Annotated in this window: 11 protein-coding genes; 4 read left to right on the top strand and 7 right to left on the bottom strand. The window is 46.1% G+C overall.

The features are described 5' to 3' along the window. Window positions 1-2: 2 nt before the first annotated feature. Window positions 3-203 carry a sigma factor-like helix-turn-helix DNA-binding protein gene (locus JTN23_RS19230; RefSeq protein WP_310586732.1) on the bottom strand — a complete coding sequence of 67 codons (201 nt, stop codon included), beginning with the start codon at window positions 201-203 and terminating at the stop codon, window positions 3-5. 202 nt (window positions 204-405) lie between these two features. On the opposite strand from JTN23_RS19230, the gene JTN23_RS19225 reads away from it, so the two are divergent. Further along, window positions 406-2,568 (top strand): alpha-galactosidase, encoded by a 2,163-nt coding sequence (locus tag JTN23_RS19225; RefSeq protein ID WP_247236655.1) that lies wholly within the window; start codon window positions 406-408, stop codon window positions 2,566-2,568. A 76-nt stretch (window positions 2,569-2,644) separates the two neighbouring features. Here the strand turns inward: JTN23_RS19225 and JTN23_RS19220 are convergent, their stop codons facing one another. After that, window positions 2,645-3,229: an HPP family protein gene (locus tag JTN23_RS19220; RefSeq protein WP_247236654.1), complete on the bottom strand. Its 585-nt coding sequence runs from the start codon at window positions 3,227-3,229 to the stop codon at window positions 2,645-2,647. 1,153 nt (window positions 3,230-4,382) lie between these two features. On the opposite strand from JTN23_RS19220, the gene JTN23_RS19215 reads away from it, so the two are divergent. Beyond that, window positions 4,383-4,541 carry a hypothetical protein gene (locus JTN23_RS19215; protein ID WP_247236653.1) on the top strand — a complete coding sequence of 53 codons (159 nt, stop codon included), beginning with the start codon at window positions 4,383-4,385 and terminating at the stop codon, window positions 4,539-4,541. A 494-nt stretch (window positions 4,542-5,035) separates the two neighbouring features. Here JTN23_RS19215 and JTN23_RS19210 read toward each other — a convergent pair whose 3' ends face one another. From JTN23_RS19210 to JTN23_RS19200, 3 genes are all read right to left on the bottom strand, one after another. Further along, window positions 5,036-5,647, bottom strand: a complete 612-nt coding sequence (locus tag JTN23_RS19210; protein ID WP_247236652.1) for a hypothetical protein — start codon at window positions 5,645-5,647, stop codon at window positions 5,036-5,038. Between the two features lie 444 nt (window positions 5,648-6,091). After that, the gene (locus JTN23_RS19205; RefSeq protein WP_247236651.1) at window positions 6,092-6,250 is read right to left on the bottom strand and encodes a DUF1003 domain-containing protein; all 159 of its coding nucleotides are present in this window, start codon (window positions 6,248-6,250) and stop codon (window positions 6,092-6,094) included. 333 nt (window positions 6,251-6,583) lie between these two features. Then, window positions 6,584-8,950 (bottom strand): PAS domain-containing sensor histidine kinase, encoded by a 2,367-nt coding sequence (locus JTN23_RS19200; protein WP_247236650.1) that lies wholly within the window; start codon window positions 8,948-8,950, stop codon window positions 6,584-6,586. Window positions 8,951-9,568: 618 nt separating this feature from the next. Here JTN23_RS19200 and JTN23_RS19195 point away from each other — a divergent pair. Together JTN23_RS19195 and JTN23_RS19190 are read left to right on the top strand one after the other, a co-directional pair. After that, window positions 9,569-10,543: a ribokinase gene (locus tag JTN23_RS19195; RefSeq protein ID WP_247236649.1), complete on the top strand. Its 975-nt coding sequence runs from the start codon at window positions 9,569-9,571 to the stop codon at window positions 10,541-10,543. Next, window positions 10,533-12,977 carry a glycoside hydrolase family 65 protein gene (locus JTN23_RS19190; protein WP_247236648.1) on the top strand — a complete coding sequence of 815 codons (2,445 nt, stop codon included), beginning with the start codon at window positions 10,533-10,535 and terminating at the stop codon, window positions 12,975-12,977. The genes JTN23_RS19195 and JTN23_RS19190 overlap by 11 nt, the downstream gene beginning before the upstream one ends. 440 nt (window positions 12,978-13,417) lie before the next feature. Here JTN23_RS19190 and JTN23_RS19185 read toward each other — a convergent pair whose 3' ends face one another. Further along, entirely contained in the window at window positions 13,418-13,957 is a 540-nt protein-coding gene (locus tag JTN23_RS19185; RefSeq protein ID WP_247236647.1) for an RNA polymerase sigma factor, read from the bottom strand. Window positions 13,958-14,823: 866 nt separating this feature from the next. Beyond that, window positions 14,824-15,219 (bottom strand): sensor histidine kinase, encoded by a 396-nt coding sequence (locus JTN23_RS19180; RefSeq protein ID WP_247236646.1) that lies wholly within the window; start codon window positions 15,217-15,219, stop codon window positions 14,824-14,826. Between the last annotated feature and the right edge of the window lie 67 nt (window positions 15,220-15,286).

The following is a 15,286-nucleotide window of genomic DNA, read 5'->3' as shown; positions in this document are numbered from 1 at the left end:
TGTTAGTGCATAAAGCTCACCAGCTCATGGCGCAGGATGGATAGAGCCCGGGCAATCTGTACCTCCACGGTTTTGATGGAAGTACCCAACTGTTCGGCTACTTTTCCGTAGGTCATACCCTGCTCCCGGTTCAGGTAGTAAGCCTGCTGGGTGCGGGGAGGCAGCTTGGAGAGGGCTTCTTGTTCATCGTTATGCCCTACTATCCCAGGTGAGAATATGGCTTCAATATTAGATCGTACTGATGCCCCACCCGCTACTCTTTCTAAACAATCCGTTAAATTGCAGGAATTTTACTTTGTAAACTCCGGGGTATAAACCCACTTAATCTTGTTTGGAATGTATAGTATATCAGGCAGGCTTTCATTGAGGAAAGTCAGACACACGTTCAAATGGTTGTTGATCCTAATGATTACGTCACTCGCAGGTACCGCTTTTGCTCAACCTACTTCGGTCATTCCCATCGAAACGAAGCGCTATGGGCTGGCCCTGCAGGTGGGGAATGATAAGCGGGTAGGCATTATTCATTTTGGTACTAAGCTGAAGAATAGCTCTGAGTACCTGCATGCTCCCGCTATGTCGCGTCGCGGGGATGATTATTCAGGTATTCTTAACTCCGTCTATACCCCCAGTGGCTCGCGTAACCTGGTTGAGCCGGCCATTCGGGTAACGCATACCGACGGCAACACCTCCCTGGATCTTCAGTACGTAAGCCATAGTGTACAGAAAACCGATAACAATGTATCTACCACCAGCATCCTGCTTCGTGATCCGGCCTATGCCCTGGATGTGACCCTTTTCATTAAGGTATACGCGGAGGAGGATGTGATCGAGCAGTGGTCGGTGATTAAAAACAATGAGAAGGGCAACGTGACGCTGCATAAATACGCCTCGGCCAACCTCTACGTGTCGGCTAAGGATTACTACCTAAACCATTACCACGGCGACTGGGCCAAGGAGATGCAGCCCGAAGAGATACGCCTGACTTCGGGTATCAAGGTACTGGATTCCAAGCTGGGGACTCGCGCCAATCTCTATCAGCCACCTACCTTCATGGTTTCGCTGGATAAACCTGCTTCCGAAGACGAAGGCCGGGTACTATACGGATCGGTTGAGTGGTCGGGTAACTTCCGGGTTGACCTGGAGGTGGACCCCCTGAATAACCTCCGTGTGATAGCCGGTATCAATCCATTTGCGTCCGAATATGTACTCGGGAAAGGGCATGAGTTTACTACCGCCCTTTTTGTATATACCTACTCGGATAAGGGTAAGGGTGATGCCAGCCGTAACATGCACCGCTGGGCGCGCAAGTACCGCGTCATGCAGGGCAATGGTTCACGACTGACGCTTCTGAACAACTGGGAGGCTACCTACTTTGACTTCAACGAAACCAAGCTGGCTGAACTCATCAAGGATACTAAAAAGCTGGGCGTAGATATGTTCCTGCTGGATGATGGCTGGTTTGGCAACAAGTACCCGCGCAATGGTGATAACGCTGGCCTGGGTGACTGGCAGGAGAACGTACAGAAACTCCCGCATGGGATCGGTTACCTGGTCAAGGAAGCACAGAACAACCAGGTGAAGTTTGGAATATGGGTAGAGCCCGAGATGGTAAACCCAAAGAGCGAATTGTACGAAAAACATCCGGAGTGGGTTATACGCCAGCCCAACCGGCCCGAACATCTGTACCGCAACCAGCTGGTGCTGGATCTGAGCAATCCGCAGGTACAGGACTTTGTATTCGGAGTACTGGATAATATCATGACCAAAAATCCCAATGTGGCTTTCTTCAAGTGGGATTGTAACGCGGTGATCTATAATGCGCATTCGCAGTACCTCAAAGACAAGCAATCGCACCTGTACGTAGAGTACGTTCGAGGACTATACAAGGTACTTGAACGCTTCCGGGCCAAGTACCCCGACCTCCCCATGATGCTCTGCTCCGGTGGTGGTGGCCGGGTTGACTACGCGGCTCTGAAGTACTTTACCGAGTTCTGGCTGAGTGATAATACCGATCCCCTCGAGCGGATTTTTATACAGTGGGAGTACTCCTACTTCTTCCCCGCCATTACCCACGACAACCACGTTACGGACTGGGGCAAGCAGCCTATCAAGTTCCGGACGGATGTAGCTATGATGGGTAAACTAGGCTTTGATATTGTGGTAAGTGAGCTGAATCAAAAAGATCTGGAATTTTGTCAGAATGCGGTAAGTACCTACAAAACCATCAATGATGTTGTATGGCATGGCGACCTGTACCGATTGGCCAGTCCGCGTGATAATGATTATGCTTCACTCATGTACGTGAATGACAGCCGTGACAGAGCGGTTATGTTCAACTACCTGGTATCAAACCGGTACGGAGCTGGTACCCTTTCACCCATAAAATTGAATGGCCTTGATCCGGATAAGAAGTACCGGGTAAAGGAAATAAACCTGTATCCGGGTACTAAGTCATCCATTACCGGCGACACAAGCTACTCAGGCGACTACCTCATGACCATCGGATTTAATCCGGGGGTAAATGCACGTCGGGCCAGTGTAATTCTGGAAGTAACGGAGGCGAAGTAACCTTGTTGATATACTTACAAAACCCAAAGAGCTACTCCAACCGGAGTAGCTCTTTGGGCTATAGATATATTTGATATTATCTGTTATACTTCGGCATCCACCTTTTGTACCAGTTCTTGTTTTTGGGATAACTCCGGTGCGAGGTTGCATTATTAAAAATAAGAGCTACCATCAGCAGAATCAGAACTCCTGTAAGAACCGGACTAAGTACATACACATATCCCAGGCTTTTGATCTTCTCTGATCCAATGGTGGCGATCAAGGCTGTGGCTCCTCCGGGGGGATGCAGGGTTTTGGTAGCTTGCATGACTACAATGGACAGGGAAACAGCCAGAGCGGAACAGAGCCACGCTTCATGGGGGAATAATTTGTGAATAGTCACTCCTATGATGGCACTGAGTACATGGCCGCCTATCAGATTACGGGGCTGAGCCAGGGGGCTATTGATACTACCATAAATCAGTACCGATGATGCTCCAAATGAACCAATCAGGAAAAGGTTGTCATTAGAGGTAAAGTATAAACTGCTGAGGTAGCCAATAAGCCCTATTCCGGTAAAAGATCCTATAAAAGTCCAGAAATGCTCTCTCGAATCAATCAGTGTTTCTTTGTAAAATACATACCGGGCTACTCGCACTTGCCTCTTTATTTTGTTCCTCATGGTTGCTTTATAGAGTCTGCTAGGACCGCTAGAAAAATTAATCTTTAATAAAAATGGGTTACTTATTTTACCAGGTTCCTTTCAAAATGGTTCAGAAAATAACACGTCATTATTTTTTACTACCCAAAAAACGGAAACTAAATTGAATACCTGCTATTACTATTTATTATGCCCTATGATTATATGTAATGGTATACCTGGATTGGGAAAACGTATACGTAAAACGTGTGCTATAAAATTAACCTTAAGTTAATTAGCTAACTTTGATTAATACAATAAAAATACTATTGAACATAACCATTAAAGTATGTTGCAAAATTAGTAAAAGCCAATTTAACAACAGGCTTGGCTTGATAATTGATTTAAAATCGGTACAGGAAGTTGAATGGAGGGAAGTGCAGGTTTAGTCTGTTGAAAACGTATATACATACACAGTTACTACAGTTACAATCTGGGCTGAAACGTGCAAGCAAGGAAGTAAACTACCTCGTCACCGGAAGTAATGGTGTCATTAGTACAAAGTGTTAACCCGATTACTCACTAAATAATACCCTCCACATGAAAAAGCTTGTTACTTCAAATTGTCCCAAAGCTCCACCTGAACCCTTAATGGGTGTATTCTTCTCTGATAGTAGTGTCGGTAGGCTACGAACTATCTGAATTGCCTGTTTACTACCAAACCTAAATTCATTCAAGTAATTATTTTTTGGATGCAGAGCAGCATTCCATAGTGAATCTCTATGTGTCCGAAATTGAAAATATCCTCTATCTGTTCTTTATGATACATTTTTCAACAAAGAGTGAAAGCTTTCTGGTCATTTCTGTGCATTCAGATGAAATTGGTTTAGCGTATGTTAAAAAAGGGACTATTTACGAAAAAGTAAGTTTTAAGTATTCCCGCAGCTATAATGCAAACAGCTCCGAATATCCGCCCATCAGTCAGGTATGGCCCTCAATTAAAGCGTACTTTGATAAAGTAGATGATGTACTGGCCTTGAATCTTGGAGTGCATCGGACACACCTTCGCGAAATGCTGGAATGCTATGGAATCTCCCTGCCCGAGAAAAGGTATGTCTGCGTTTATTATTGGGCAAATGCCGTACTAGGTAGTACTTCTCTTACCTCATTTCATAATCATATCAATTCCCCGATCATGGCAGACACCTACGGGGATCTTGAGTTCAAAACTGATTTTGTACACCAGGTAGTTATGGTTGCCAAACTGGCACTGTACCTGCAGACGAAGGATGTACGTCCGGGGGCCCGTCTAGTCCGGACCTTCAATGCTATGATGGGAGCCGGTGTCAAGTAAGAAGGCACTGCCTGTCTGCCTAGCACTATGCACAATGCTCACGATAATTTAACATTAGTTACACCTTAGTAAATGAAAAAAGTGCCTCCAGTAGATAAGGATCTCCACATCTGGAAAATAATTGGCTTGTTATTCTTTGGATTAGTACTGTTAGCTGCCTTGTGGGAATGTCAATTACAGGGTGCCAATCCGTGTGATCGTTTGATTACCAAAAAGATTGATGTGAGGAGTGGGTCATTACCCGATAATGAGGTTAAGGTGAATGAAATTAGAAATACAGAAGATTCCTCATTGGAGACAACGCCTTCTTTTAACCAATAAGTAGGTAGTGATTCCCTTGCCCAATGATTTTAGAGCATAACGGCTAGAGAAAATAACAAGTATGAACAAACCCCCTCCCTGGTAGTACCAGGGAGGGGGTTTGTTCATAAAGATCTGACACCAAATGGTTAAACCCTTCGCTCTTTCAGGTATATGTATTGGTAAAGCAAGGCCTAGGGTTGTAACAAACCATCCGCCAGTTTCTGCCATTGATATTTTGAGAAACCAGTAACAGCTCCCAGGCCTACTAGTATATCTCTTGCTTTTTCCAGAATGCCTTCACTCTCGACATTAGGTTTTGTATTGCGGTCATAGATGCCGACTGTGATTAGCTGGCCTTCTCTGGTAACGGTAAAGTTACTGGTTGACTCTTCGGAATAGAAGTGGTGGATTTGATCGTCATCATTCTGCGGATTAGAAGTGGGTCTTACTCTAATCCCCACACTTTCCACCTCGCCCTCTGCGACTATCCTTACTTCTTCAACGCGTACCCAGTCGTAGCCCTCTCCGGATATGGAACCGGGACCAGGTATGTTGATTTTGAAAAAATCACCCTGCGTAACGTGCCGTGTTACTTCATTGCCCTCTTTATCGACTACCTGAAATTTAGCGGTGGCCGCCCCGGCGTAGTCGTTCCAGGCATTAACATTCAGTAGTCTTTGCTTCACTACATCAAAAAAGGCCCGGGCCTCTTCTATGCTCCTGCATTCTACCTTACTGGTTGTGTCGATAATTCTTCCTGTATAATTATCAGGGATAATACCTGATTGATTCTTTTCTTCCATAACCTCGATCAATTATATGTAATAGATATAATGGGGACATTGACTTACAGATTCACAACTTTAATTACCCGTAATAGTTCATTCCTTTTAATAACCGGCGTAAGAAGGTAATGTTGTCAGAAACAGCACTTACATTCGCTTAGTCTTTGGATCTGGATGAGTGTAACGGATGACAGAGGAAAAGTGATCCGGTACTACTGTGTCCTGATCCACTCAATCCTTATCGCTGGCCTGTGCTGATTGATTTTCCATGGTGTCCAGAACTTTCTCGGGATGTACATCTTTGGCTAGTTCTTCCAGTTCCTTGTCGTTGGTATCTTCAATATTCATGTTTTTGGCAATGGCGGTTACAAGCACAATCAGGCGGGTAATCTAGTGTTCCGCCAGCAAGCTCACCTGCAGATCGAGCTCGGCTCTTTTATCGGCTTGTTTGGCCATACGATTCTAGCTTATCAATACAAAGGTCGACAGAAAGATTGCCTCCACTGAGGCAAACATGGCTAGAACCACAAACGACTCTTCAAATGGCTTATGACCAAGCCAGCCTAGATTCCAGATGATCCACAGCCCAAATACCGCCAGATGTATATATACAAACAGCATGTTGCCGGTGAAGGCAGTAATGTTGTCCGCGGTTTCTCTTCAGATGTCTTTTGGGCTTCCTCCTCCTTACGGAGGTTAAGGAGGGCTTCGATATTGCGTTTGACGATGCCCGCCATATGAGGCATATCGTCGGAGTAGGTCGTTGTGGACATAGTGATGTAGTTAGTAAGTAGTTCGTGTACGACACTAGTCTGGTTGTATCAGTCAGATTATGAGGTAGAAGCTATAAACATCGTACCTTCTGCTGAAGAAGAAGCTGTAGAGTCTACTTCTGTTCAATTAACAGAAGTAGAAATTAAGACTGATGGCTACAACCAAGAAAAAAGGTAAATATTAGGTGAGAGCAGGTAATAAAACAATAAAAGTACTTCCTGTACCAGGTGTGCTGGTCACTGAGATAGTACCTCCATGCAGCTCGGCCACCTTTTTGCAGATAGACAGTCCCAGTCCAGTCCCCGGATACTGGCTCCGGCCGTGCAGGCGGGTAAACAGCTCAAAGATCTTTTTCTCATGAGCCTGCTCCATTCCAATACCATTATCCTTTACCCGAATGGCCAGATACTTATCCTCTATATCCAGTCCGGACTGCATGATTTCTTCCGGCGTTGCCTGCTCTGACTCGATCGTGATTTGTGGAGGTCTATCAGGATGGCAAAACTTTAAGGCATTGCTGATCAGGTTCTGGAACAGTTGCCGGAGTTGAATAGGGTTTCCTTGTATTTGGGGCAGTTCAGCTACATGTATATCCGCCTTTTTCTCGTCAATCCTGCTTTCAAGGTCTGACAGGATGTGCTGCACGAGCATAGGCAAGGAGACCGGCTGATGTGGCTCCTTCTGAGTAGAAAACTGGGAGTAGGTTAGCAGCCCATCTATCAGATCCTGCATCCGTATACTGGCCGACTGCATTCTTTGGAGTAAGTCGACTCCGGCCGGTGGTAGTACCTGTGCATACTGCTTCACCACCAGATTTGAGAAAGAACTGATCTTACGCGCTGGTTCCTGTAAATCGTGAGAAGCTACATAGGCAAATTGCTCCAGGTCTTTGTTGGACTGTCTTAGTTCCTCCAGAAGTAGTTCCTGTTTTTGCCGCATGAGTACCTGGTCAGTAGTTTCCATAAAGGTGAGAATGACCAGGCCCCTGCCTGTCTGTGTTAAAGACATGGTGAACCATCGAGTGGTGTTCAGTTTGGGAGAAGGAAAAGACGTTTCGACCCGAAACGGGATGCTCTCCTCTACGGCCTGTTTCATCCTATCGAAGAAGCCTACCTCCCGGGCAGTGGGAAACAGAGACAGGTACATTCTTCCGACCAGCTCCGCATTGGTAAGGAATGTATAGGCTTCGGCCGGCTTATTAGCCAATACAATTTTAAAGTCTTCAATGGTGCCATAGGCATTCCTGACCACTTCCATTGCCAGTATTCCGTTAATGGAGCTATCCAATACCCCCTCTATCAGCTCTTTCTGATGCTGGACATCAAGCAAGGCATTTTGAACGGCTGTTATATCTACATAGGTGACGACAACTCCGTTATTGAGCTTATGCATAGTGAACTTATACCACCGGTCCGTTAAGCGGTTATGCCATCTATCCTTGATGTAAGGCTGACCTGTTTCCAGTACTTGAATGGCCTGCCCAAATAGTTTGCCTTTTTCCCCCACCAGTTGCTTGATGGTACAGCCTATTGCGTTAAATCCAAACAGCTTTTGTAGGGTATCTATCGTGCCCTTATTCCCTTTGGTTATCCGAAAGTCAATCACAAGGCCGGAATCATCCCGAATGGCTTCGGTGACAAGTTTGTAGTTTTCGGTACTGTTGAGGATGCTTTCCAGCAGATGATTCTGCTCTTCCACCTCCAGAGAAGCCTGTTTGTGTTTGGTAATATCCCGGACGAACATCAGTAGCTTATCCTCTAATTTGTTAACGGAAAGATCCGTCCAGAGGTCTTTACCTCCCCTTCTGTTATGCCTTTCCACTCTTAGGGGGATACCGGTTTGAAGTACCTGGGCATACTGCGGAATAAACTCTTTGGCTCCGGCCGACATCTGAGTAAGAGTGCCATACAGATAATCATCTTCCGTAAAGAAGCCATCACAAAGTGCTGCTTTGTTGAATTGAGCAGCTTTCAAATCGATAGTATTCCCTTCATCATCAAACACCGGCTCCCATAGTACAATGATATCCTGGCTGCAATCTATCAGTTGTTGCAGTACCTGCGACTGGAGATTTGGCCTTCTTTCAGTCCGCTGTTTTGCCGTCTGATCGTAGTAGGTAACCAGCACCCCATCCCCAAACCTGGTGAGAGCCAGCTGGAAGGTCTGATCTATCCCAGGAGGCTGCTCTTCTAAAAATGAGGGCGTTCCTGTCTCAGTTACGTCTATCAGATGGCTGAACAGTTCCTCCCCCTTTATGCTAGGGTAGCATCGGGAAAGGTAATCCCCTACCTGAACCCGACCATCCAGAAATGGATGGTTGAAAGAGGTCTGCTTGAGGAAGAGTACTCTAAGATCCTCTACCTGCCCTTGTCGATTTCGTACCGCTTCCATAGCCACCACTCCCGTATGAGGAGTAGTGAGCAGCTGCTCGCCCAGGGCCTGATGAAATTTAGTTTGTGGTTCATCTTGCTTTAGTTGCACCAGCAGGGCCGTAGAAAGAGCAGTTACTTCAAAAGTAAGAACCTTTCCTGAAACAGAGTCAGGCATTCCTTTTAATACACCTGATTGTTTTTGGTTATTTATTACAGCCTGATGGAGGGCTTTCCGCAGCTCTGCTGAGGGGATAACCTGCTCCATTGGAGTGGGTACATAGCCTATCCAGCCAAGAACTGATTTAGCCTGAGTATTTAGCCAGATCACCTCAAAGGTGTTAACATCTTTTTGAATACGATGATGACAGAGCAAAAAGGCATCAGTGGATTGTTCTAAATACTCAAATTCTAGTGTATGCATGAGGTATGGTACCAGAGAACTACAAATTGTAAGGGATTTTCCCTTTCCAGGTCAGTAATTTATGCTTTGAGATGCTTATGATTTCAGCAGTTAATACGAGTTATTTAAGTCAAGGCACATTTTTTATTGACAGATCTATCATTTCACAAACTTATGTCAGTCCAAGTAGGACTGCTGCCGCTGCGGTTAAGAACCAGCACCTTGATTGCTCCGCTCAGACTGACAAAATGAGTCGCACATATTGCATAATTTATAACACTATTCACTTTTCAATATAATAGAATAAAAATAGCTGACAACAATCTCGCCTTAGGATAACTTTAGTACACATGAATCAACATCAGCTATTTATTTTAAAAATACAAATCACGCATGGCAGATAAAAAGAAGGAGGGAATTATTCTTTCCTTAGGCAGCGTAAACGCTGATTTCCAGGTACGGGTAGATCAGAAGCTGGGTGAAACTACTACCCTGCTGGCCCACGACTTCCGACGATTTAGTGGAGGTAAGGCTGCCAATGTAGCCTACCTGGCCCGAAAGCTGGGAGCTCCGGCCCTAGTACTGGCCCGGGTGGGTGACGATGATCTAAGTCTTCAGGCGCTGGGGGCTCTGGAAGATATGGAGATAGACCTGCGGTACGTTGAAAAGGTAAAAGGCGTTACTACCGGCTTCTCTATGATTATGGTTCCTGAGGATGGAAAGAAAAACATTGTACTTTCCACCAATGCCAACGATGCCTGGCAGGATCACGACCGGGAGAAAGTAAAGCAGGCCATTGCCGAAGCACCGGCCGGTTCGGTACTGGTGGTAGACTATGAGGTGCCCCCGTTTATTGTGGAGGAAGCCATACGGGCTGCTCATGACAGAGGATTTACTATCGTACTGGACCCATCTCCCACCGACCGCGTGGATAAAGCCTTGTTCCCGATGATTGATTACCTGGTACCGGATGCCTCCGAGACAGAGAGCCTCACGGGGGTATCGGCCACTTCGGCCGATGATGGAAAAAAGGCAGCCCGGAAACTCCTGAAGGAAGGGGTGCAGCATGCCGTCATCAAACTCGAAGACGGCGGTTGTGTAATAGCCAATACCGAAACTATGCTGTACGTGCCGCCCATTGAGGTAGAGGTAGTAGATACCACTGGCGCCGGCGATGCCTTTGCCGGGGCACTGGCTGTAGCAATTCTGGAAGGGAGTAGCCTTAAGGCTCTGGCCAGCTACGGGGTGGCGGCTTCGCATGCTGCTATCACAACCTATGGCTCCCAGCCTGCCTATCCTGATCGTGAGCGTCTGGAGGAGCTTTTTAATCAAATTTGTAACAACGTACAGGAGTTGCATGAGCAGTAGTAAGGGTACCTTCCGGGAGTGGAGCATCAGTTATGACCACTACGATTCAGTCGATGAGGACCGGCGCGAGGCGCTTTTTGCGCTGGGCAATGGATTTATTGTCAGCCGTGCGGCCGCTCCCGAATCAACAGAAGACCAGGTACATTATCCGGGTACCTATCGGGTCGGCTGTTACAATCGGCTAAGTACACTCATTGAGGGGAAGGAGGTAGAAAACGAGTCACTGGTCAATTTGCCCAACTGGCTGCCTGTGAGCTTCCGGATTGCGGGAGGAAACTGGTTTTCGCTGGAAGAGGCGGATATTCTCGCTTACCGGCAGGAGTTGCACATGGATAAAGCTCTTCTGGAGCGCAAGGTACGCTTTAAGTCCAGGGAGGGCATGATATTCAGTCTGCACGAAAAACGTTTCGTTAGCATGGCACAGGAGCACCTGATGGTACTTCAGCAGGAAATCAGCGCCGAGAATTGGTCCGGTACTATCGAAATCCGGAGTGGCCTGGATGGTGCGGTACAGAACAACAACGTAGCTCGTTACAGGCCTTTCAACAAACGCCACCTGCAGACGATTTCTACGTCCCGTATCGGCACGGAGTGCCTCGGGCTGATAGCACGAACGGTGCAGTCCGGTATCGACATCACGCTGCAGGCCCGGACGAGGTTGCTACGGCAGGGACAGCCTCTTTCCTGCCAGCGAACCGTCGAATCCGATACCGACAGTATCTACGAATCACTGCTTGCAGAGCTGAAGGAAGGAGAAAGTGTAGTAGTGGAGAAGGTGGCGGCACTTTACACCTCACACGACATGGCTATTACTGACTGTCGGGAGGCAGCTCAGAAAGCTCTTTCACAGGCTCAGGACTTTGAAGCACTTTTAGAGGCACACTGTATGGCCTGGAAAAAGCTGTGGCATCACTGTCGGCTTGATCTACAGCCAAAAGATCAGCTTCCTTATTTCCGTCTGCACATGTTTCAGATCCTGCAGAATATCTCGCCCCATACCGCTGACCTGGATGTGGGAGTACCCCCTAGCGGTTGGCAGGGCGAGGAATACCACGGTCAGATCTTCTGGGACGAAATGTTTATTTTCCCTTTTCTGGCTTACCGCTTCCCTACCATTGCCCGTTCGTTGCTGCTGTACCGCTATCGTCGGCTTGATGCCGCCCGCAAGCTAGCCAGCCAAGCGGGGTATAGAGGGGCCATGTATCCCTGGCGGAGTGCCAGTAGTGGCCGGGAGGAAACACCCCTGCTGCAGTACAACCTCTATTCGGGGCACTGGATGGAGGACTTCACCTACCGGCAGCATCATATAGGTGCCATCATTGCCTACAGCATTAGCAATTACGTGGAGGTAACCGGAGATAAGAGTTTCTTTGCCGAATACGGAGCCGAGATGCTCGTGGAAACTGCCCGGTTCTGGGCGAGCCTAGCGCAATACAATCCGAATACTGACCGCTATGAGATCAGGGGCGTAGTGGGACCCGACGAGCACCATACTCACTACCCCGATGCCTGCACCGAAGTAGAGGAAGAGATGGGTATTGACAATAACTCGTACACTAATGTAATGGCTGCCTGGACCCTGATGCGGGCGGGACAAATGTACCACCTGCTTACGGAACAGCAACAACTCGATCTGCGGGAAAAGATAAGACTTAGCACTGATGAACTGGAACAATGGAAAAAAATAAGTAGCAGGATTCGGTTAGTCTTTCTTCCTAATGGTACTCTTGACCAGTTTGAAGGGTTTAGTGATCTGCAGGATTTTGATATGGATGCATTCCGGCAAAAATGGGGGGCTCAACGGATAGACTGGCGACTTGAGGCTGAAGGAGATGATATCAATCGTTACAAGGCGTCCAAACAAGCTGATACATCGTTGCTTCTTTACCTATTTACACCGGTCGAGTTACAGAGAATTATGCAACTTATGGGCTATGACATCTCACTGAATCAATTGAAAGACACCATAGATAATCAAATCAAGCATACCGCTAATGAATCCAGCCTCTCACGTATCATCCATGCGGGAGCGCTGGCCCACTTTGACCCTGATGCTTCCTGGAAATTATTCGAAAAAGCGCAGCAAATTGATCTGTCCCCCCTGGAAGATGACGATAGCTCCGAAGGGATCCACTTGGGTTCAATGGGGGGTACATTGGGCGTACTGCAGCATCATTATGCAGGTATAGAAGTTCAGGAAGATACCCTGTGTTTTAATCCGAGTCTTCCCAGTGCTTTTAAGGAGGTTAGTCTTGACTTGCTGTTCCGGGGAGTAAAGCTGGAATGCAAGATCAACCACATGGAACTGTGCGTAAGGTCTATTGATAAGCAGGCAGAAGTGGTTCAAATCAGGTATGACAGTAGTATTCATAGCTTAAAAGGAGGTAACCTTTTTTGTTTTAGCTTAAAAAAGTCAGCTAAGTATATAAGCTGAAATGGAAGTTTACTGTATAGTTGTCTGGTAGAGATCCTTAGTAAGCAGAAGTAGTAAGGGAACCATTAAGTAGTTGGCCACTGCTACCAGCGCCGGGGATTCAGAATCAGTTATCACAAAAAAAGTTTGGATGTAAGGCTGACTACTGACAACCTCTCTCAGTTAGAATGTTTTTTTCATGAGGGAGTCTTGTACAGCCTAATAGTTGTATATAAACCTACTCGCTTGAAGAACGAAAAGGAGCGAAAGGAACTGGTAAAAATGGTAATCAGCGGATATGAGCGCGAGCTCCCAACTCATCAGTCTAAGCTACTGTGAAAGCATAAGCAAATTAGTATACAAAATATAAATCGGTGAAGTAATCCAGTGGCTACTATATAAGATCCAGAGGAGCATTTGTCTCAGGTCAGACTATAGCACTTTAAAATGTATGATCCACTTTAGTTGGTATACAGAATTCGTAGCTCCATCAAAGCACTTCGTACTCGTGACTTTACAGTACCCAAAGGTACACAGAGCTTTACGGCTACCTCTTCGTGGGTATACCCCTGAACATATACCATATATATTACTTTCTGCCTCTCTGGTCGTAGTTGATCTACCAGTTCCCACAGGTCCTTGTGCCCTGGACAGAGATCTGAGAAGGCTATTGTAGCAGCTTCCCTACCTATTTCTCCCCATAAATCGTGCCTTACATATTGTTTCCGAAGAATATCAATAGCAGTATTACGGGCAATGTTAAGCATCCAGGTGAAGAGGCTTCCCTTTAGGTCATTATAGGTACGGATATTCATCCAGATTTTCAGGAATGCTTCCTGCATGACATCTTCTGCCATCCTCTCATCTTTCAAAATTTGACAGACTATGTTATATAATGAAACTGAATACTGTTCATACAGGTCTTCAAAAGCGTGCTCCTCATTCCTGGCTAATGACACTATTAGCTCCCTCTCAATTGTAGTAGAAAGTTTAGTTCCCATATTTCCCGTATGTAGTGGTGAATAGGTGTCTTTGTCAGTACTTAGTCACCTCTTCCTATAAATAGCATACCTGAGATATATACGCTAACGGAGCTTTGATTATATAATTGATTGAGGTGCTATCTACCTGACCGGGAATATAAGTACTATAACTGAGGAAATCAGTTACCTTTTGGGCTTGTAAGACGCAACTGGCACCTGGCCTGAAACATCTCTGTTATAGCCTCAGTACTATGGCTATTGCGCTTTATGAGATTCTTCTCGTTAGTTTTACCGCCTTTGACTCCCACCGTAGCGCTGTGATATTTTCCTTATAAACAACTCTCGGCATCATAGAAGAATCCGGTACCAGCTTCTTCATAAGAATAAGTGTATTAAACACCAACAAGCAGATATCTATGACCTGCCATGCGGACAGCCTTTGTTCCGATACATGTTCTTCCAAAATTTGCAGGTGAAAATAAGGTGTGGTTTTAAATCTATTTTCCTAACGAAGCTTTGTATACGGAGGAGGGAAAGTTCGTGCAAATCAAAGCCCCTATATAGCTGATGGGAAACTAATCGCCAGTCTTAATGTTTAAAGCCTTCATCAGGCATTGGGATACCAGGTACATGACCAGCGGTCGCGGGAATTACGTGATAGAACTTAAAGGAGTAAAGTTCAGATATTTAGTAGCATTCCATTGATTAGAAATCGGTTAAGTTTTGAAGGCGAAAGGTTTGTGTCGGTTTTATAGGAAACCTCAACATACTATCTATGCTTCCCATGATATATACCCCAGGAATGGTAGCTCAGGGCTCCTCACCTAAGTCCACTCATGTAAATAAGTGGCTGTTACTACATAGTATAATACACACGTGTCGCATTATTTGGGCAAATACATAGAGAATGTGGCTCCTTTCCCTGGTGTACTACTAGCGGTAATACGGCCTCCATGGTTCTCTGCCACCCGCTGACATATGGCCAGTCCCACACCTGTTCCTGGAAACTCACTCTTGCCGTGTAGTCGTTGAAACACCTGAAAAATACGATCCAGATATTTGATATCAAATCCTATGCCCTGATCACTAATGTTAATGAGCCAGAAGTGGGTTGCCGTACTATTTTTAAGTATATCGTTAGGCAATTCGCTACGTTCAAGGAGGGTACAGGAAATTTCGATCTGAGGAGCTTCTCCTGAAGGAGTAAACTTGATGGCATTGGAAAGCAGGTTCTGGAAGAGTTGAACCAGCTGAGACTCATTACCCTGAATAGCAGGCAAATCCGCTACCTCAATAAGAGCCCCTCGCTGCTCAATCTGCCAATCTAAGATTTGTAACGCCTTAGCG

The organism is Telluribacter roseus, from assembly GCF_017355915.2.
Taxonomy (GTDB): domain Bacteria; phylum Bacteroidota; class Bacteroidia; order Cytophagales; family Spirosomataceae; genus Telluribacter.
This window is presented reverse-complemented; position numbering and strand designations above follow the sequence as displayed.